Annotated in this window: 14 protein-coding genes; 3 read left to right on the forward strand and 11 right to left on the reverse strand. The window is 33.5% G+C overall.

Annotated elements, in window-relative coordinates; all coding sequences use genetic code 11:
* Positions 1-197 precede the first annotated feature (197 nt).
* Both gatD and murT read right to left on the reverse strand, forming a co-directional pair.
* Positions 198-914, reverse strand: coding sequence for a lipid II isoglutaminyl synthase subunit GatD (gene gatD / locus ACF91D_RS21145; protein ID WP_107526961.1), 717 nt, complete (start codon positions 912-914; stop codon positions 198-200).
* Positions 911-2,230: a lipid II isoglutaminyl synthase subunit MurT gene (gene murT, locus ACF91D_RS21150; RefSeq protein ID WP_107526960.1), complete on the reverse strand. Its 1,320-nt coding sequence runs from the start codon at positions 2,228-2,230 to the stop codon at positions 911-913. The genes gatD and murT overlap by 4 nt, the downstream gene beginning before the upstream one ends.
* Positions 2,231-2,401: 171 nt before the next feature.
* Here murT and ftnA point away from each other — a divergent pair, with 171 nt between their 5' ends.
* Together ftnA and ACF91D_RS21160 are read left to right on the forward strand one after the other, a co-directional pair.
* Entirely contained in the window at positions 2,402-2,902 is a 501-nt protein-coding gene (ftnA, locus tag ACF91D_RS21155) for an H-type ferritin FtnA (protein ID WP_042739183.1), read from the forward strand.
* Positions 2,903-3,135: 233 nt separating this feature from the next.
* Positions 3,136-3,690 (forward strand): 3'-5' exonuclease, encoded by a 555-nt coding sequence (locus tag ACF91D_RS21160; RefSeq protein WP_107526959.1) that lies wholly within the window; start codon positions 3,136-3,138, stop codon positions 3,688-3,690.
* Between the two features lie 71 nt (positions 3,691-3,761).
* Here the strand turns inward: ACF91D_RS21160 and dinB are convergent, their stop codons facing one another.
* The 7 genes from dinB to gatC all read right to left on the reverse strand — a co-directional run bounded on the left by dinB (position 3,762) and on the right by gatC (position 11,709).
* Positions 3,762-4,832, reverse strand: coding sequence for a DNA polymerase IV (dinB, locus tag ACF91D_RS21165; RefSeq protein ID WP_042739185.1), 1,071 nt, complete (start codon positions 4,830-4,832; stop codon positions 3,762-3,764).
* A gap of 237 nt (positions 4,833-5,069) precedes the next feature.
* Positions 5,070-5,618: a DUF3267 domain-containing protein gene (locus tag ACF91D_RS21170; RefSeq protein ID WP_107513080.1), complete on the reverse strand. Its 549-nt coding sequence runs from the start codon at positions 5,616-5,618 to the stop codon at positions 5,070-5,072.
* Between the two features lie 189 nt (positions 5,619-5,807).
* A complete protein-coding gene (rlmD, locus tag ACF91D_RS21175) occupies positions 5,808-7,169 on the reverse strand; it encodes a 23S rRNA (uracil(1939)-C(5))-methyltransferase RlmD (RefSeq protein ID WP_107526957.1) in 1,362 nt (453 codons plus the stop codon).
* Between the two features lie 134 nt (positions 7,170-7,303).
* A complete protein-coding gene (locus ACF91D_RS21180) occupies positions 7,304-8,221 on the reverse strand; it encodes a diacylglycerol kinase (RefSeq protein ID WP_042739188.1) in 918 nt (305 codons plus the stop codon).
* A 286-nt stretch (positions 8,222-8,507) separates the two neighbouring features.
* A complete protein-coding gene (gene gatB, locus ACF91D_RS21185; RefSeq protein ID WP_107513078.1) occupies positions 8,508-9,935 on the reverse strand; it encodes an Asp-tRNA(Asn)/Glu-tRNA(Gln) amidotransferase subunit GatB in 1,428 nt (475 codons plus the stop codon).
* 12 nt (positions 9,936-9,947) lie between these two features.
* Complete coding sequence (gatA, locus tag ACF91D_RS21190; protein ID WP_107527820.1) at positions 9,948-11,405, reverse strand: Asp-tRNA(Asn)/Glu-tRNA(Gln) amidotransferase subunit GatA; 1,458 nt, start codon at positions 11,403-11,405, stop codon at positions 9,948-9,950.
* A 1-nt stretch (position 11,406) separates the two neighbouring features.
* The gene (gene gatC, locus ACF91D_RS21195) at positions 11,407-11,709 is read right to left on the reverse strand and encodes an Asp-tRNA(Asn)/Glu-tRNA(Gln) amidotransferase subunit GatC (protein ID WP_042739191.1); all 303 of its coding nucleotides are present in this window, start codon (positions 11,707-11,709) and stop codon (positions 11,407-11,409) included.
* 379 nt (positions 11,710-12,088) lie between these two features.
* Between gatC and putP the strand changes: the two genes are divergently transcribed.
* Complete coding sequence (gene putP, locus ACF91D_RS21200) at positions 12,089-13,624, forward strand: sodium/proline symporter PutP (protein WP_042739192.1); 1,536 nt, start codon at positions 12,089-12,091, stop codon at positions 13,622-13,624.
* A gap of 302 nt (positions 13,625-13,926) precedes the next feature.
* Here putP and ACF91D_RS21205 read toward each other — a convergent pair whose 3' ends face one another.
* Both ACF91D_RS21205 and ligA read right to left on the reverse strand, forming a co-directional pair.
* Positions 13,927-15,135: a CamS family sex pheromone protein gene (locus ACF91D_RS21205; protein ID WP_042739193.1), complete on the reverse strand. Its 1,209-nt coding sequence runs from the start codon at positions 15,133-15,135 to the stop codon at positions 13,927-13,929.
* Positions 15,136-15,147: 12 nt separating this feature from the next.
* Positions 15,148-17,151 carry an NAD-dependent DNA ligase LigA gene (gene ligA / locus ACF91D_RS21210; RefSeq protein ID WP_107526939.1) on the reverse strand — a complete coding sequence of 668 codons (2,004 nt, stop codon included), beginning with the start codon at positions 17,149-17,151 and terminating at the stop codon, positions 15,148-15,150.
* Position 17,152 lies beyond the last annotated feature (1 nt).

The following is a 17,152-nucleotide window of genomic DNA, read 5'->3' on the forward strand; positions in this document are numbered from 1 at the left end:
ATATTTAGTACATTGCTAAAGTACCTGATAACGTGATAGACCTCGTTTAGTCACTGGTTAAATGATTGTTTCTAAGAAATCATCAAATCAAAACACAAAATTTTCATATAAAAACTGCCAATACAGTGCATGCACTGTATTGGCAGTTTTAGTTATATCTTTATTAAACCTATAAGAATAGGATTATGCTATACCTGTTACTTTGAAACACGGTCGACAATAACTTGCTTTGCCGCTTCTTCTTCCGTATTATCTAATTGTTTCGGCTCGAACGGGATACCCTTTCGCTCACATGCCTTCTCCAATAAATAATCCGTTATTTCATGATTTTTAGGTAAAATTGGGCCATGTAAATAAGTACCTAATAAATTTTTATAATGAATCCCTTCTTTAGCATCGTCATCATTATTACCAAAACCATGCACGACTTTACCTAGCGTACCAAAGTTATGATACGTTCTTCCACCATGGTTCTCAAAACCAACAATTGTACCAAATGTCTCACTTTCAATTACTATATCACCAGTCAGTCGGTCAGTTTGTGATTTAGTATAAAAGTCTAAAATGTTTAAACCTGCTAATTCTGTACCATCAGGTGTAATATATTTACTGCCTAAAAACTGATAACCGCCACAAATTGTTAAGCCTGGCATACCGTCTTCAATTGCAGTTTTTAATTTTTCTTTAATTTTACTTAGTTCTTTAGTAGCTAATGATTGTTCTCTGTCACTACCACCACCGATAAAGAAAATATCACAGTCATCTAATGTTACACCTTCAGTTTCATTTACATTTCTGACATTTAATTTAATGTTTCTCAGCTTGGCACGTTGCTTTAATGCAATGATATTCCCTATATCACTATAAAGGTTTAATTTATCTGGCATAAAGTGATAAACCGTTAATTCGTTCATTTATCTTTCCCCTCCTCAAAAGAGTGGTTTAACTGACTAAGCATTGGCGTTAATGAAGTATAGTTTGGTATCGCCACAGTAAAACTCTCTTTAAACTCCATTGACTTAGCAGTGGCCTTATAAATGTCTTTCTCTAATATGATTGGTACATTTACTTCAGCCAATTTCAATCTCAATTGTAACTCTTCCGCACGAGTCCCTGTAACGATTATCGTTTCAATATCCTGACGTGTTAGCTTTTCAAAGTCAGCATCATAAATCCAGGATGTGTCCTTTCCATCGGCAGCATTGTCATTTAAACTCATTAGATATACTTTGCGTCCTTCTAATTGTTCACCTACTGAAAGACTCGCATTCATACCAGCAGGATTTTTAGCTAGGTTTATCATTGCTTCTTTACTATCTTTTCTGAAATATTGCATACGTCCATTATTTGATGTGTATGTTTCAAATCCTCTTCGTATCGCATCATTATTTAATCCTAATTCTCTTAGAACTGTATATGCTGCAATTGTATTATAAGCATTAAAATCGCCTGCAATTTTCATATTAAACATTTCATTTTCAATGGATATATTAATAAAAGGGGTTAAATCAAAGTGAGATACTTCGTATTTCGTTGCTTCACGCTTAAAGCCACAATTACAATGATAATGCCCAATTTGGTTATAATGGATATAATCATAATGTAAGAGTTGTCCGCAATTAGGACAATACTTGCTCTCATTCATTGTACTTTGTTCAAATTCATGTGCATGAGCTTTCATACCATAATATTCAACTGTATCACTTGCAATCTTCAATCTACTTACAAATGGATCATCAGCATTTAGTAACAACTTAATACCTTTATTACTTATAGCATTAGCAATATTGTTAACCATAATATCAATTTCACCAAAGCGGTCCATTTGGTCTCGGAAGAAGTTTGTGAATACCATCATTGTCGGCGTTACTTCATTTAGCACTCTTGGTATCGATCCTTCATCAATCTCAATAACAGCAATCTTTGTTGCTGGTTTGATTTGTAAAATGAATGCCGAAGTGATGCCAGCTGCCATGTTCGCACCTTCATTATTATGTATGATTTTAATATCATTGGCTCTTAAAGTATGACCTATTAAATTTGAAGTGGTTGTTTTCCCATTTGTACCACTTATAAATACAATTTCATCCACTTGAGAAGCTAATTTTCTTAATATATTTTTATCTACTCTTCTAGCAATTTGACCTGGCAAGTCAGTGCCCTTTTTCCCTGCAGCTCTGCTCGCTTGCCTTGCTACTTTTGCTAGTCGTGTCGCAGTCCAACGTCTCATGTCGTTCCTCCTCTACTTCTTCACTTAAAATATTATAACATGATTAAGTTGTATTCCAAACAATTCTCATTAAGAATTATCATACCCAATCTCTAGATTATAATAATTATTATTTACTAATGAGAATAGATTTGTTATACTGAAAAAAATGATATATGGAGGCTATTACTTATGTTAAACAAAGAATTGTTAGACGCATTAAATGAACAAATGAACCATGAATTTTACGCAGCCCATGCATACATGGCAATGGCAGCATACTGTGACAATGGTTCATATGAAGGTTTTGCTAACTTTTATATCCAACAAGCAAAAGAAGAAAGATTTCATGGCCAAAAAATTTATGATTACATTAATGACCGTGGTGAAAAAGCAGTGTTCTCAGCTATTTCAGCACCAAAATCTGATTTCAAAAATATTTTAGAAACATTTGAAGATGGACTTGCACAGGAACAAGATGTTACACGTCGTTTCTATAATTTATCAGAATTAGCAAATAAAGATAAAGATTATGCAACAATTTCATTTTTAAATTGGTTCCTAGATGAACAAGTTGAAGAAGAATCAATGTTTGAAACACACATCGATTACTTGAAACGTATTGGTGATGATAGCAATACACTTTATTTATACGAAAAAGAACTTGCAGCACGTACATTTAATGAAGAATAAGGTTCATAATTCAGTCTATATTTTTTAAACTTAAGTTCAATCGTTCCATAACGGCTCACCCATTCACATTTAAGAATGGGTTTTTTATATTTTATCACTGCTATTGATTATGCAAGTTGTGCCATGAATATTTCTATATAGTGTATAATAATATTACTAACAATATGGATATTATTTATAATTGAAGCTAGTAATTTAAACGATATATTTTTACTTTGAAAGGAACTTGCACAATGAAAGACGACGCATTTATTGCCTTGGATTTTGAAACTGCAAATGGTAAACGCACAAGCATTTGTTCAGTTGGTATGGTTAAAGTAGTCAATCATCAAATCACTGAAACATTTTACACATTAGTAAATCCGAATGACTATTTTTCTCAACAAAACATAGCAGTACACGGTATTCAACCAGATGATGTTCAAAATGCACCTGACTTTGCATTTGTCTATCCACATATGTTGGATTTTATTGGTAATTTACCTGTTGTTGCGCATAATGCTGCGTTTGATATGAATGTATTGCATGAAAGTATAAAGGCAATAGGTCAACAAACACCTAGTATGAGATACTTTTGTTCATTGCAATTATCCAGAAGAACAATCAATCACCATCGTTATGGACTAAATTATATGATGCAATATTACAATTTAGATTTCCATGGTCATCATGATGCATTAAATGATGCGAAAGCATGCGCTATGATAACATTCAGATTATTACAACACTATGAAAATTTAGATAGCATGTTAAAGATTTATGGAAAAGATTTAACTGATAAAGATTAGTTTATTAATATGCAGAACAGGCACGAAGCAAAAATTTGCTTCGTGCCTGTTCATGTTTACATTAATGTAATTTAAATATAGTCATAAATCGTCATGTTTTCGTATGTTGAGCGTTCTAAATTACCTACAGTTACACCAACTAATCGAATTGGTACTTCAGGATCCTTTAACTCAGCATACAGGCTATAAGCGATATTATAGATATCTGTTTCATTTCTAACAGGTGACCTTAAACTTTTTTGCTTTGATAAGGCTTCAAATTTATATGTTTTTATTTTTACGGTTACTGTTTTACCTGACTTTTGAATTTTAGCTAATCTATCTGCAGTTTTATTACTTAGTTCCCATATTTTTTGTAATATCGCGTCATCGTCGTTCATATCAGTTGAAAAGGTTCTCTCAGTACCTACAGATTTACGAATTCTTGTTGGTTTTACAGGATTATGATCGACTCCACGCGCTTTATTATATAAACCATGACCTCGTTTACCAAATAACCTTATCAGTTCATACTCACTTTGATTATATAAATCTTGTCCATTAAATATATGGTGTTCATGCATTTTTTCTTTTGATGCTTTACCTACCCCTGGAAAATCACCAATATCTAAATTCATCAATATTTCATGAACATTATTATAATCAATTACTGTTAAACCATTAGGCTTATTCATACCACTAGCTAATTTAGCGAGAAATTTATTGTATGATACACCAGCTGAAGCTGTTAACTTTGTTTCCTCAAAAATATCTCTTCTTATATATTGAGCAATACTTGATGCTGGAAGATCAGGTCTCACCAAATGGGTTATATCTAAATACGCCTCATCTAAAGATAATGGTTCAACAATATCTGTATAACTTTTAAATATTTTCATAATTTTATCAGAAGCTGCTTTATATGCTTCAAATCTTGGAGAAACATAATAGCCATTCGGACATAGTTTATGCGCTTGAGCTGTAGGCATTGCAGAATGAACACCATATTGACGAGCTTCATAAGATGCTGTAGATACCACGCCCCGACTACTCGCTTTACCTCCTACAATAACTGGTTTCCCTTTTAACTTTGGATTATCACGCATTTCAACTTGCGCGAAGAAATAATCCATATCAACATGAATAATGCGTCTTTCTGCCAATACCATACACCTCCTTTTCATTTATGTCATAAAATTTCATCATGGATATTACCTTCTAGTACATTTATTATACTAGCAATTTAGTTTCAGTTGTAGCCATTTGTCTATTCTAATGAGTTATTAGAAATTTAAAATATTTACAATTCATGACATAGTTAGAGCCAATGGTTTCAATAATAACTTGAAATCATTGGCTCTATAATCGAACTAACATAATATACAATTGCCTAATTTAGCTTATTCTACCTCAGTGCGGTATGTAGTCTTATCTTCTGTATAAAACAATATACCCTCTTCAGTATCTTCAATAAGTTTGACTTTACTATTTAATGCCCCAGTCACAAAATAAATATCAAGTACACAATATCCCACATGTATACTAGCAATAAACAATATTGATGAGTAAGCATAAAATGAAAATACAATAAATAATAATGCTGTGATAACGACTAAAGGTGCTAACATTATAATGATATATTGCCATCTTTTAAAATATACCTTTGGCATATGTGTCGACAACAAGCCCAGTTTAAATTTATATGTGGGCTTCTCACCTTTAGAGAACAATTTAAAACATACGATATGAATCAGTTCATGTAAGAAATAAATCACCGTAAACCCTAGAATCCCAAATATCATGTTAAAGACGATGTTTTGCTCAATAATATGCGTTAATGAATATGCCAACTTATAGCAAAATAAAATTGAAATCATTACCACTGTGAGTTGGAACAATATAAATCTTTCCAATGCTTTTTTATTAGCAAGCAAATCAATTTTAAACATTAGCTAACCTCCCAATCGTTACCTATTACCTAGAGTATACAATGGTTATTCCCACGTTTAAAGTACATTTCACGAAAGTTAGTTGCCTGTAATTGAATTTTAACAAACATCCGTTTCCTGCAATATTTCGAAATATTATACTTCTATGTTAGTTGGTCTATTCCCTTTATTACCTTTTACTAACAAATATTATATTCTATCAAATTGCGCCACTGTTTCCACATGTGTTGTATGTGGGAACATATCGACAGGTGTTATTTGTGTTAACTCGTACTGAGTTGCTAAATGTTGTGCATCTCTTTGTTGCGTTGAAGGATTACAAGATATATAGACAATTCTTCTTGGATTTAATTCTAATAATGTATCTAAAAAACTTTCATCGCAACCTTTGCGTGGGGGATCAACCATAACTACATCAGGCTTGATTCCTTGTGCTTTCCATTTTAAAATAACTTCTTCTGCTTTACCACAGACAAAAGTAGTATTTTCAAACTGGTTTATAGTCGCATTCTTTTTAGCATCCTCAATAGCTTCAGGTACAACTTCAACACCATATACATGCTTTGCTTTTGGTGCCATGTAAAGACCAATTGTACCTATGCCACAATATGTGTCTAACACTGTTTCCTCGCCTTGTAAATCTGCATATTCAATCGCACGTTGATACAATTTTTCAGTTTGCGTAGAGTTAATTTGGTAAAATGATTGATCGCTAATCTTAAAGGTAATATCCGATAAAGTATCTTCAATTTGATCTACACCATAAAGTGTATGTGAAACGTCACCCATGATGACATTAGAATGGGTATTGTTAATATTATGCTTTACACTTTTTATATTTGGAAATGCTTCAATTAATTTTTGAGTCATAATGTCACTTTGTTTGAATTTCTTACCATTTGTAACAAATATAACCATCAAATCTCCGGTATAATGACCTGTTCTGATAACAACATGACGCATAAGTCCAGCTTTTTTGCGTTCATCATAAATACTCACATTTAGTTCATTGAACCATTGCTTCACATGATTCATTACATCTTGATGTTTTGTATCTTGTATTAAACATTCATCCATATCTATGATTTGATGACTTCTTTGACGATAAAAACCCATGATTGCATCATTATCTTCATTTTTACCTACAGGAATTTGAGATTTGTTTCGATAACGCCATGGCGTCTTCATTCCTATTGTGTCATGGATAATAGTATTTTCGAAGTTGGCCTTACGGTGAAACAAATTAATGACTTGTTCTTTTTTCATTGCTAACTGTGCTTGATATGACAAGTGTTGCAATTGACAACCACCACATTTGTAATAATAAACACAGGGTGGTTCAACTCTTTGATTGCTTTGTACTTTAATATCTAATAACTTACCAATTGCAAAGTTCTTTTTGACCTTAATCACTTTATATTCAATTGTTTCATCAATTAATGCATTCGGTATAAATATAGGATAGCGATCTAATTTAACAACACCATGCCCTTCATGTGTCAAATCAATCACTTTACCTACTCGCACTTCATTTTTTTGTAATGTACTCATTATTTCACCCCACATGAAAAGAGGTTAGGATACTTGATGTTTACCTAACCTCGTCGCTTAACTCTCTTTTAAATTTTTTTTGACTATTTATTTTAACTTAAAGTGAATACACACTTCAAGCTTAATTTACGTTATTATTGTTCTACTAATTCTTGATTATGAACATCACTCGGTGTATAAACTTCAATGTGTTGCTTTAAATTCAAGAAATTACCTGGTAATTTACCGCCATATTCGCCATCGACATTTAACTGCATATCAACGAATGATGACACGCTGACTGATTTTGCTTTTTTATAATGCACCTTTGGATGTTTGGTGTGCTCACCTCTTGAAGCTAACGTCATAATATGCCCTAATTCTGCTAAATTAGCCTTCTCAACGATAATCAATGTAAAATGTCCGTCATCTAACTTGGCATCTGGTACTAACTTTTCAAATCCTGCCATTGAATTTGTTAAACCTAATAAGAATAACAAGGCTTCACCTTGGAACACTTCATCATCATATTCTATACGTAAATCGACAGCCTTCATTTGTGGTAACATTTCGAAACCTTTGATATAGTATGCAAAAGGTCCTACAATCGACTTCAATTTACTTGGTGTCTCATATGAAACTTGTGTGAGTTGACCGCCAGCCGCCAAGTTTATAAAGTATCTACTATTCATCTTACCAATATCAACTTTGGTACTGTGACCTTCTATAATAACATCGATTGCACTCATGATGTCATTAGGCAGATGTAAAGCACGTCCAAAATCATTCACAGTCCCCATTGGAATAATCCCTAATTGGGGTCTGTTAGGCTGTTCAGCGATACCATTGATTACTTCATTAAGGGTACCATCACCACCAGCTGCAATCAGTACATCGTAGTTATGTTCTAAACATCTTGCTGCTTCTGCAGTCGCATCGCCAACCTTTTCAGTCGCATATGCACTCGTCTCAAATCCAGCTTTTTCTAATTTTATTAACACATCTGGTAACGTACGTTTAAATAATTCCTTACCTGACGTTGGATTATAAATGATTCTAGCTCGTTTTCTCATATTTTATCCCTCAACTTCATTTACTCATACTCTATATTAAATGATTTATGAAATGGATAAAAGCATTTAGACCAAATTAACTGAATATATTATGCAAATAGACAAAATTGACTTCCACATAAACTGTATCATTGTCTGAAAATCAATAGATAGTCATTATGTTTAAAAATATAAGATACCTTTTTTCTATAAAATAACAAGTAGGGCTAATCCAATTTTTTGGATTAGCCCTACTTGTATAAGCTATGTGCAATGATGACCCCAAGCTATTATATTAATTACTCAATTATCTCTTTTCTAATTCTTGCTTTAATAATTGGTTAACTAATTGTGGGTTTGCTTGACCTTTAGAGGCTTTCATAATTTGACCGACTAAGAAGCCCATCGCCTTACCTTTACCATTTTTAAAGTCTTCAACAGATTGTGGATTATTATCTAAAGCTTCGTTAACAAATTTCAATAATGTAGCCTCATCAGAAATTTGAACTAGTCCTTTATCTTCCATAATTTGTTTGGCATCTCCACCATTTTCAGCTAATTCTGGGAATACTTTTTTAGCAATTTTACTACTCATTGTGCCATCTTCAATTAACTTAATCATACCAGCTAAATTTTCTGGTGTTAATTTTGTATCTAACAGCTCAACTTGGTTTTTATTTAGATATTCATTTACGCCACCCATTAACCAGTTTGATGTTAATTTCACATCGGCACCTGCTTCTACTGCACCTTCAAAGAAATCTGACATTTCTTTAGTTAATGTTAAGACATGTGCATCGTAAGCTGGCAGACCAAATTGATTAACATATTTTTCTTTTCTTTCATCTGGCAATTCAGGAATAGTTTGACGTACGCGCTCTTTCCATTCTTCATCTACATAAAGTGGAACAATATCAGGTTCTGGGAAGTAACGATAATCATCAGAACCTTCTTTCACACGCATTAGAATTGTTTTACCAGTTGATTCATCAAATCTACGTGTTTCTTGAAGAATTTCTCCGCCATTTAATAATTCTTCTTCTTGACGTTTTTCTTCATATTCAAGACCTTTACGTACGTAAGTAAATGAGTTAAGGTTTTTCAACTCTGCTTTAGTACCAAATTCCTCTTGACCATATGGTCGTAAAGAAATGTTAGCATCACAACGTAATGATCCCTCTTCCATTTTACAATCAGATACGCCAGTGTATTGAATAATTGAGCGTAATTTTTCTAAATAAGCATATGCTTCTTGTGGAGAACGGATGTCAGGCTCAGACACAATCTCGATTAATGGTGTACCTTGACGGTTTAAGTCAACTAATGAATAGCCATCTTTGTGCGTTGATTTACCAGCATCTTCTTCCATATGAAGACGTGTAATACCGATTCGTTTTGTTTTTCCATCTACTTCAATATCAATATAACCATTTTCACCAATTGGTTGGTCAAATTGAGAAATTTGATATGCTTTCGGATTATCTGGGTAGAAATAGTTTTTACGATCGAATTTAGATTCTGTAGCAATATCCATATTTAATGCCATTGAAGCTCTCATCGCCCAGTCTACTGCACGTCTATTTACTACTGGTAAGACACCTGGGTAAGCAAGATCAATTACGTTCGTATTAGAGTTTGGATTTGCACCAAAGTGCGCTGGTGATGGAGAGAACATCTTAGATTCTGTTTTAAGTTCAACATGGACCTCTAGTCCAATAACTGTTTCAAAATGCATGGTTTCCACTCCTTATAAATTTTCGTATTCATTATGAAGATTGAATTTTGTTTCATATTGGTAAGCAACACGATATAACGTCTTCTCATCGAACGGTTTACCGATAAATTGTAAGCCAATTGGACGACCGTTAGATTTACCACAAGGAACAGAAATACCTGGTAAACCAGCCAAGTTAACTGGTGTCGTTAATAGATCATTTGCATACATTGTTAATGGATCATCAATTTCCTCACCTAGATTAAAGGCTGGAGTTGGTGTAGTTGGACCAACAACAACGTCATATTCTTTGAATACACGATCAAAATCATTTTTGATAAGTGTTCTTACTTTTTGTGATTTTTTATAAAATGCGTCATAGTATCCTGAACTTAAAGCAAATGTTCCTAAGTAAATACGACGCTTAACTTCAGCACCAAAGCCTTCGCTTCGAGACATCTTGTATAATTCTTCTAATGAGTTTGCTTCAGGTGAGTGATAACCATATCTAATACCATCAAAACGTGATAAGTTTGATGATGCTTCAGAAGATGCAATAACATAATATGATGGAATACCATATTTAGTATTAGGTAGTGATACTTCTTCTACGGTAGCGCCTAATTCAGTTAAAGTTTTAACTGCTTGTTGTACAGATGCTTTAACTTCGTCAGAAACACCTTCCCCTAAATATTCTTTAGGTAAGGCAATTTTTAATCCTTTAATGTCTTTCCCGATATCTGAAGTAAAATCAGCATCTTCAACTGGTGCACTTGTTGAATCATGTTCGTCTAATCCAGTAATTGCTTCAAGTACTAATGCGTTATCTTTAACAGTACGAGTCAATGGTCCAATTTGGTCTAAAGATGAAGCGAATGCAACTAATCCAAAGCGAGACACACGACCGTATGTTGGTTTCAGTCCTACAATTCCACAATATGCTGCTGGTTGACGAATAGAACCACCTGTATCAGATCCTAAAGTAAATGGTACTAAACCGGCAGCAACCGCTGCAGCAGAACCACCTGATGATCCACCAGGAACAGCAGTATGGTCAAATGGATTCACGGTCTTCTTATAATATGAAGTCTCTGTTGAACCACCCATTGCGAACTCATCCATATTGACTTTACCGATTAGTATCGCTTGCTCATTATGTAGTTTATTCATTACAGTTGATTCATAAATCGGTACGAATCCTTCTAACATTTTACTTGCACACGTTGTTTCCACGCCTTCTGTAATAATGTTATCTTTAATTCCCATTGGGATACCAAATAGTTTCCCTTCCATTTGATCTTTCGCTTGTAATTCATCTAATTCTTGTGCTTTTTTAATAGCATTTTCTTTATCTAAAGCAAGAAACGATTTAATTGCTGGATCTGTCTCTTCTATTGCATCGTATATATCACTAACGATTTGTGACGGTTTAACTTCTTTATTTTTAATTAATTTAATTAAATTTTCTACAGACTCATAACGAATGGTCATCTTACGCGTCCTCCTCATTCATGATAGATGGTACTTTAAATTGACCATCTTCAGTGTCTTTTGCATTTTTCAATGCAAGCTCTTGAGGAATACCCTCGATTGCTTTATCTTCACGTAATACATTTTGTAAATCTAAAACGTGATATGTTGGTTCGATATCACTTGTATCTGCAGTATCAATTTGGTTGGCAAAATTTAAGATACTTTCTAATGTATCTTGCATTTCAGTTGTTTCTTCTTCAGTAATTTGAAGTCTAGCTAAGTTTGCAATATGCTCAACTTCTTCACGTGTAACTTTAGCCATTAAATTAAAAGCCTCCTTTTTACTCATTCATTACAAAATTGTACCAAAATTTCGCTTAAAAATCTAAGTTTTTCACTATTATCAGTAAATTAGTCTATAAATCTTTATCTTTCCTTTTGATTTTAATCAACAATATAATTTTAAGCAACTTGACTCTTTTATAACTTTATTAAAGTTGCGATGTTCATTTTGCATATAAAACCACCCTTTTTTATACATGAGATATAATTGCACTATTATATTGTAAGCGCTTAATTTACTGTGATAAAAAGGTTTTTATAAAATTTATTTGAATTCCCACTATTCTAACAATTAAATTCAATGTATAATAATTCATGTAACACAATTATATACTTATAGACAAAGGGGGATGTTCATCATGATGATTTTAGGTTCTTCATTAGCCAGTCAAGTACATGCAACTTGGCAAACATATATCATGATCGTAGTTTATTTCCTCATTTTACTTGTGATTGGTTATTATGGTTATAAACAGTCAACTGGTAACTTGAGTGAATTTATGCTCGGAGGTAGAAGCATAGGGCCCTATGTAACAGCTTTATCTGCTGGTGCCTCTGATATGAGTGGTTGGATGATAATGGGATTACCTGGTTCGGTATACAGTACCGGTCTATCAGCAATGTGGATCACTATTGGTCTTTCACTAGGTGCATACATAAATTACTTTGTAGTAGCACCAAGACTACGTGTTTATACAGAAATAGCTGGGGATGCTATCACATTACCTGATTTCTTCAAGAATAGATTAGACGATCGTAAAAATTATATTAAAATTATTTCTGGCTTAATTATCGTCGTCTTCTTTACTTTATATACTCATTCAGGTTTTGTTTCTGGTGGTAAATTATTCGAGAGTGCATTTGGCTTAAATTATCACTTTGGATTAATTTTAGTCGCTGCAATCGTTATTTTTTATACATTCTTTGGAGGTTATATGGCAGTATCCATCACTGACTTCTTCCAAGGTGTAATCATGTTAATTGCTATGGTTATGGTACCAATCGTTGCTTTGATTGAATTAAGTGGCTTAGATACATTTAGACAAGTTGCCGAAATGAAACCAACGAATTTAAATTTATTTAAAGGGACAACAGTGTTAGGAATTATTTCACTATTAGCATGGGGATTAGGTTACTTTGGACAACCACATATCATTGTGCGTTTTATGTCTATTAAAACACATAAAATGTTACCAAAAGCGCGTCGCCTTGGTATTAGCTGGATGGTGGTTGGTTTACTTGGTGCCGTAGCAGTTGGACTTACAGGTATTGCTTTCATTTCTGAACGCAACATTAAAATGGAAGACCCTGAAACTCTATTTATTATTATGAGTCAAATCTTATTCCATCCATTAGTTGGTGGTTTCTTGCTTGCAGCAATTTTAGCAGCAATTATGAGCACCATTTCTTCACAATTGCTCGTTACCTCTAGTTCTTTAACTGAGGACTTTTACAAATTAATTCGTGGAGAAGAAAAAGCAAAGACACATGAAAAAGAATTTGTAATGGTCGGTCGTTTATCTGTATTACTTGTGGCGATAGTAGCAATTTGGATTGCTTGGTCACCAAACGATACGATCTTAAACTTAGTTGGTAATGCTTGGGCAGGTTTCGGTGCAGCATTTAGTCCACTTGTCATCTTCTCACTTTATTGGAAAGGTTTATCAAGAGCTGGTGCTTTAAGTGGTATGATTGTTGGTGCAATCGTTGTTATCATTTGGATTGCGTGGATTAAACCACTCGCTGAAATTAATGAAATTTTTGGTATGTATGAAATTATCCCAGGATTCTTAGCTAGTGTCATCGTAACTTATGTTGTTAGTAAAATGACTAAGAAGCCAGGAGACTTTGTAGATCATGATATCGCAGAAGTGAAACGTATATTGAAAGATTAATAAAAAGTTTTTAACAAATCACATAACGTCTGAGATATTAAAATATTAGATACATGAAAAGGCAATTTCTATTGAAATAATATAGAAATTGCCTTTTTTAAAGTATTTTAATCTACCCTCAGATCTGGCAATGACGTATATTGGCGAGACTCCTGAGGGAACAGGACAAGCTGAAGACTACAGGCTGAAGCTGTCCCCTAGGAAAGCGAGCCAACAATACATAATATATAAAAAATAAAGCACTCAGATAAATTGAATTCATTCATCTGAGTGCTTTATTTGAAATTTAAATCTCATAATTTTTAATTATTGTTTTTATAAATATGAACTTGTGGCTCTTTATCATCTTTTGTTTTGCTGATTAATGCTTTTGAATCATTTCCATCCTTAATGTGAATCTCATATTCATCAATATTATCGAAATATTTTTCAGCTTGTTCCGTAACATATTGTGTGATTCCAATTGTTTCTGCTTTACCATAGAAATCTATCGGAATATCAACAGACAATTGCTTCGCTTTTTTATTATCAAATTTAGCCGTCCCAACAGCTTGAGAGAAGTTATTGAAATAACTTTGCAAATTATCATTAAATTGTTTGAAATTCGTGTTTAAATTTTCATCTAAATCAGCTGCTTCATTTGAAGGTAGTAACACTGTTTTTTGTTTAATATCTTTCCATTCATTGATACGTGTTTTTCCTTCTTCTACTGTCGTACCACTGATAAATTCACCCGGTACAATAGAGTTTTCACCAGATTGCTTATAAATAGCAAAGTGGATAGGAATATCCTTAAGTTCTTTATTTTCTCTCAATCTTGATAGAATTTCACTAGCCATTTGTTGACCTTGCTTTTTGATTTCTTTATCGTCTAATTTTTTACTAAATGTTTCGCCATCTTTTTCCTTTTGATAGTAATATGTACCATTCATCGCTAATCCAATAGTCATACCCTTTATTTTCTTACCTTTTGTATCTCCACTCGCATAGAAATCTTGTTCCAAAATATTAGAAAGGTATGCCGGTGATTTTTTGGCAATTTTTTCAGGATCACTTTCACCTTTATGTGAAGGATTTAAACCTAAATTTTCATTCGCTTTCTTTTCTTTGCGCTCATCTTCATCCATCTTATCTACTTCACTTTTAGTATATTTGGGTTGTAGATAAGCATTAATTGTATCCTTATCAAAGTACTGACCATCTTGATAGATATAGTCGTCAGTTGGGAATACTTCTTTACTTAATTCCAATAAGCCATCTTCAAAGTCTTCACCATTATAACTATTTGCCATATTATCTTGTAATACACCACGAGCTTGACTTTCTTTAAACGGCAAAATGGTTCTATAGTTATTACCTTGGACATTTTTATCAGTTGCAATTTCTTTTACAGAGCCTGATTCTTGTTGATCATTTGTTGCTTGTTGTTTTTTGTTGTTGCCATTGTCATCATTACCACATGCAGACAACACAAAAATCGCCGAGATGATTAATATAAGCGTTCTTTTCATGCCAGATCTCCTCTATCCCTCAATTTCTTTTTGTTTATTCATAAACTCTTCTTCTGACCAGACTTCAGTACCAAACTTTTCAGCTTTTGTTAATTTTGAACCAGCATCTTCACCAGCAATAACTAAATCTGTACTCTTAGTGACACTACTTGTCACCTTAGCACCATGATTTTCTAACCATTTAGAAGCTTCACTTCTAGTCATCTGTTGTAACTTACCGGTCAATACAATTGTTTTATCATTGAACTCAGGGTGACCTTCCACTTCAGAAACTTTCACACCTTTGTAAAGCATATTAACATTTTTCGCTTTAAGTTTATCAATTAGCGCACGAATATCTTCATTTTCTAAATATGTAACCACTGATTGAGCGAGTTTATGACCAATATCATGAATACTGGTAAATTCTTCCTCGGTTACTTCAAATAATTTATCGATAGAGCCATATTTTTCAGCAATAACTCTACTCGCCTTTACCCCTAGATGTCGTATACCTAAACCAAAAAGTAATTGTTCTAGAGAATTAGATTTAGCATTTTCAATCGCAGTTAAAAGATTATTGACTTTCTTTTCACCCATTCGCTCTAGTGGTAATAGGTCTTCTGCCGTTAGATAAAAAATATCTGCTACATCTTTAATTTTTTCGTTTTCATATAATTGTTGAATAATTTTCGTACCTAAACCATCAATATTCATTGCTTGTCTAGAAACAAAATGAATCATACCTTCTACCAATTGTGCCTGACATTTAGGATTGATACATCTAAGTGCTACCTCTCCTTCAATACGAACAAGTTCATGGTCACAACTTGGACAATGCGTAGGCATGTGATAAACAGTCGCATCTTCAGGTCTTCTGTCGATAACACTTTTTATAACTTCCGGAATGATATCTCCAGCCTTTTTGATAATTACACTGTCACCAATTCTGATGTCTTTTTCATGTATTAAGTCTTCATTATGTAACGAGGCACGTGATACTGTTGTCCCTGCAACTTTAACAGGTTCTAATACTGCAGTTGGTGTGACTACGCCAGTTCGCCCAATACTTAGTTCAATATCTTTTAGTTTTGTAATCACTTCTTCAGCTGGAAACTTATATGCAATGGCCCATCTTGGCGATTTTTGAGTAAAACCTAATTCATCTTGTTGGTCAATAGCATTAACCTTTATAACTATACCGTCAATGTCATAAGGTAAATCCTCACGCTGTGCTGTCCATTTTTCAATATATTGTAAAACTTCGTCTATCGTTTCTACACGTTGGCGTTCGTGATTCGTTTTAAATCCTAGTTCATCTAACTCATCTAACGCTTCACTTTGTGTAACAGCATTAAACTGTGTAAAGTCATTGACACTATATAAAAATACGCTCAATTTACGTTTGGCCGCTAATTTAGAATCTAATTGGCGTAATGAACCTGCTGCAGCATTTCGTGGATTGGCGAATGGTTGCTCATCATTTTTTTCCTTTTCTTCATTTAAATTAATAAATGATTGACGTGGCATGTATGCCTCACCACGAACTTCAAAAGTTCGCGTATCGTTGATTCTTAATGGTATCGCATGAATGGTACGTAAATTTTCTGTAATGTCTTCACCAATTGTCCCATCGCCACGTGTTAAACCTTGCACGAAACGACCATTCTCATATTTAAGAGAAACGGCTAATCCATCAATTTTCAATTCGCACATATATTCAACTGGACCAATAAGGTCCCTGATACGCTGATCAAATTTGCGCAAATCTTCTTCATTAAATGCATTGCCTAAACTCAACATTGGTGTATCATGTGCAACCTTTTCAAATGTAGATTGTGCCGATCCACCAACTCTTACTGTTGGTGAATCTGGTGAACGCAATTCTGGATGTTCTGCTTCAATGTCGATTAATTCATGTAATAATTTATCATATTCACTATCGGGTACCGATGGGTTATCTTGTACATAGTATTCGTAACTATATTGGTTTAATAATTTGTGTAACGTTTCTACACGTTTTTGTAACTCTGCCAAG

This window comes from Staphylococcus sp. 231237_7MaSpsaltlick (genome assembly GCF_043107035.1).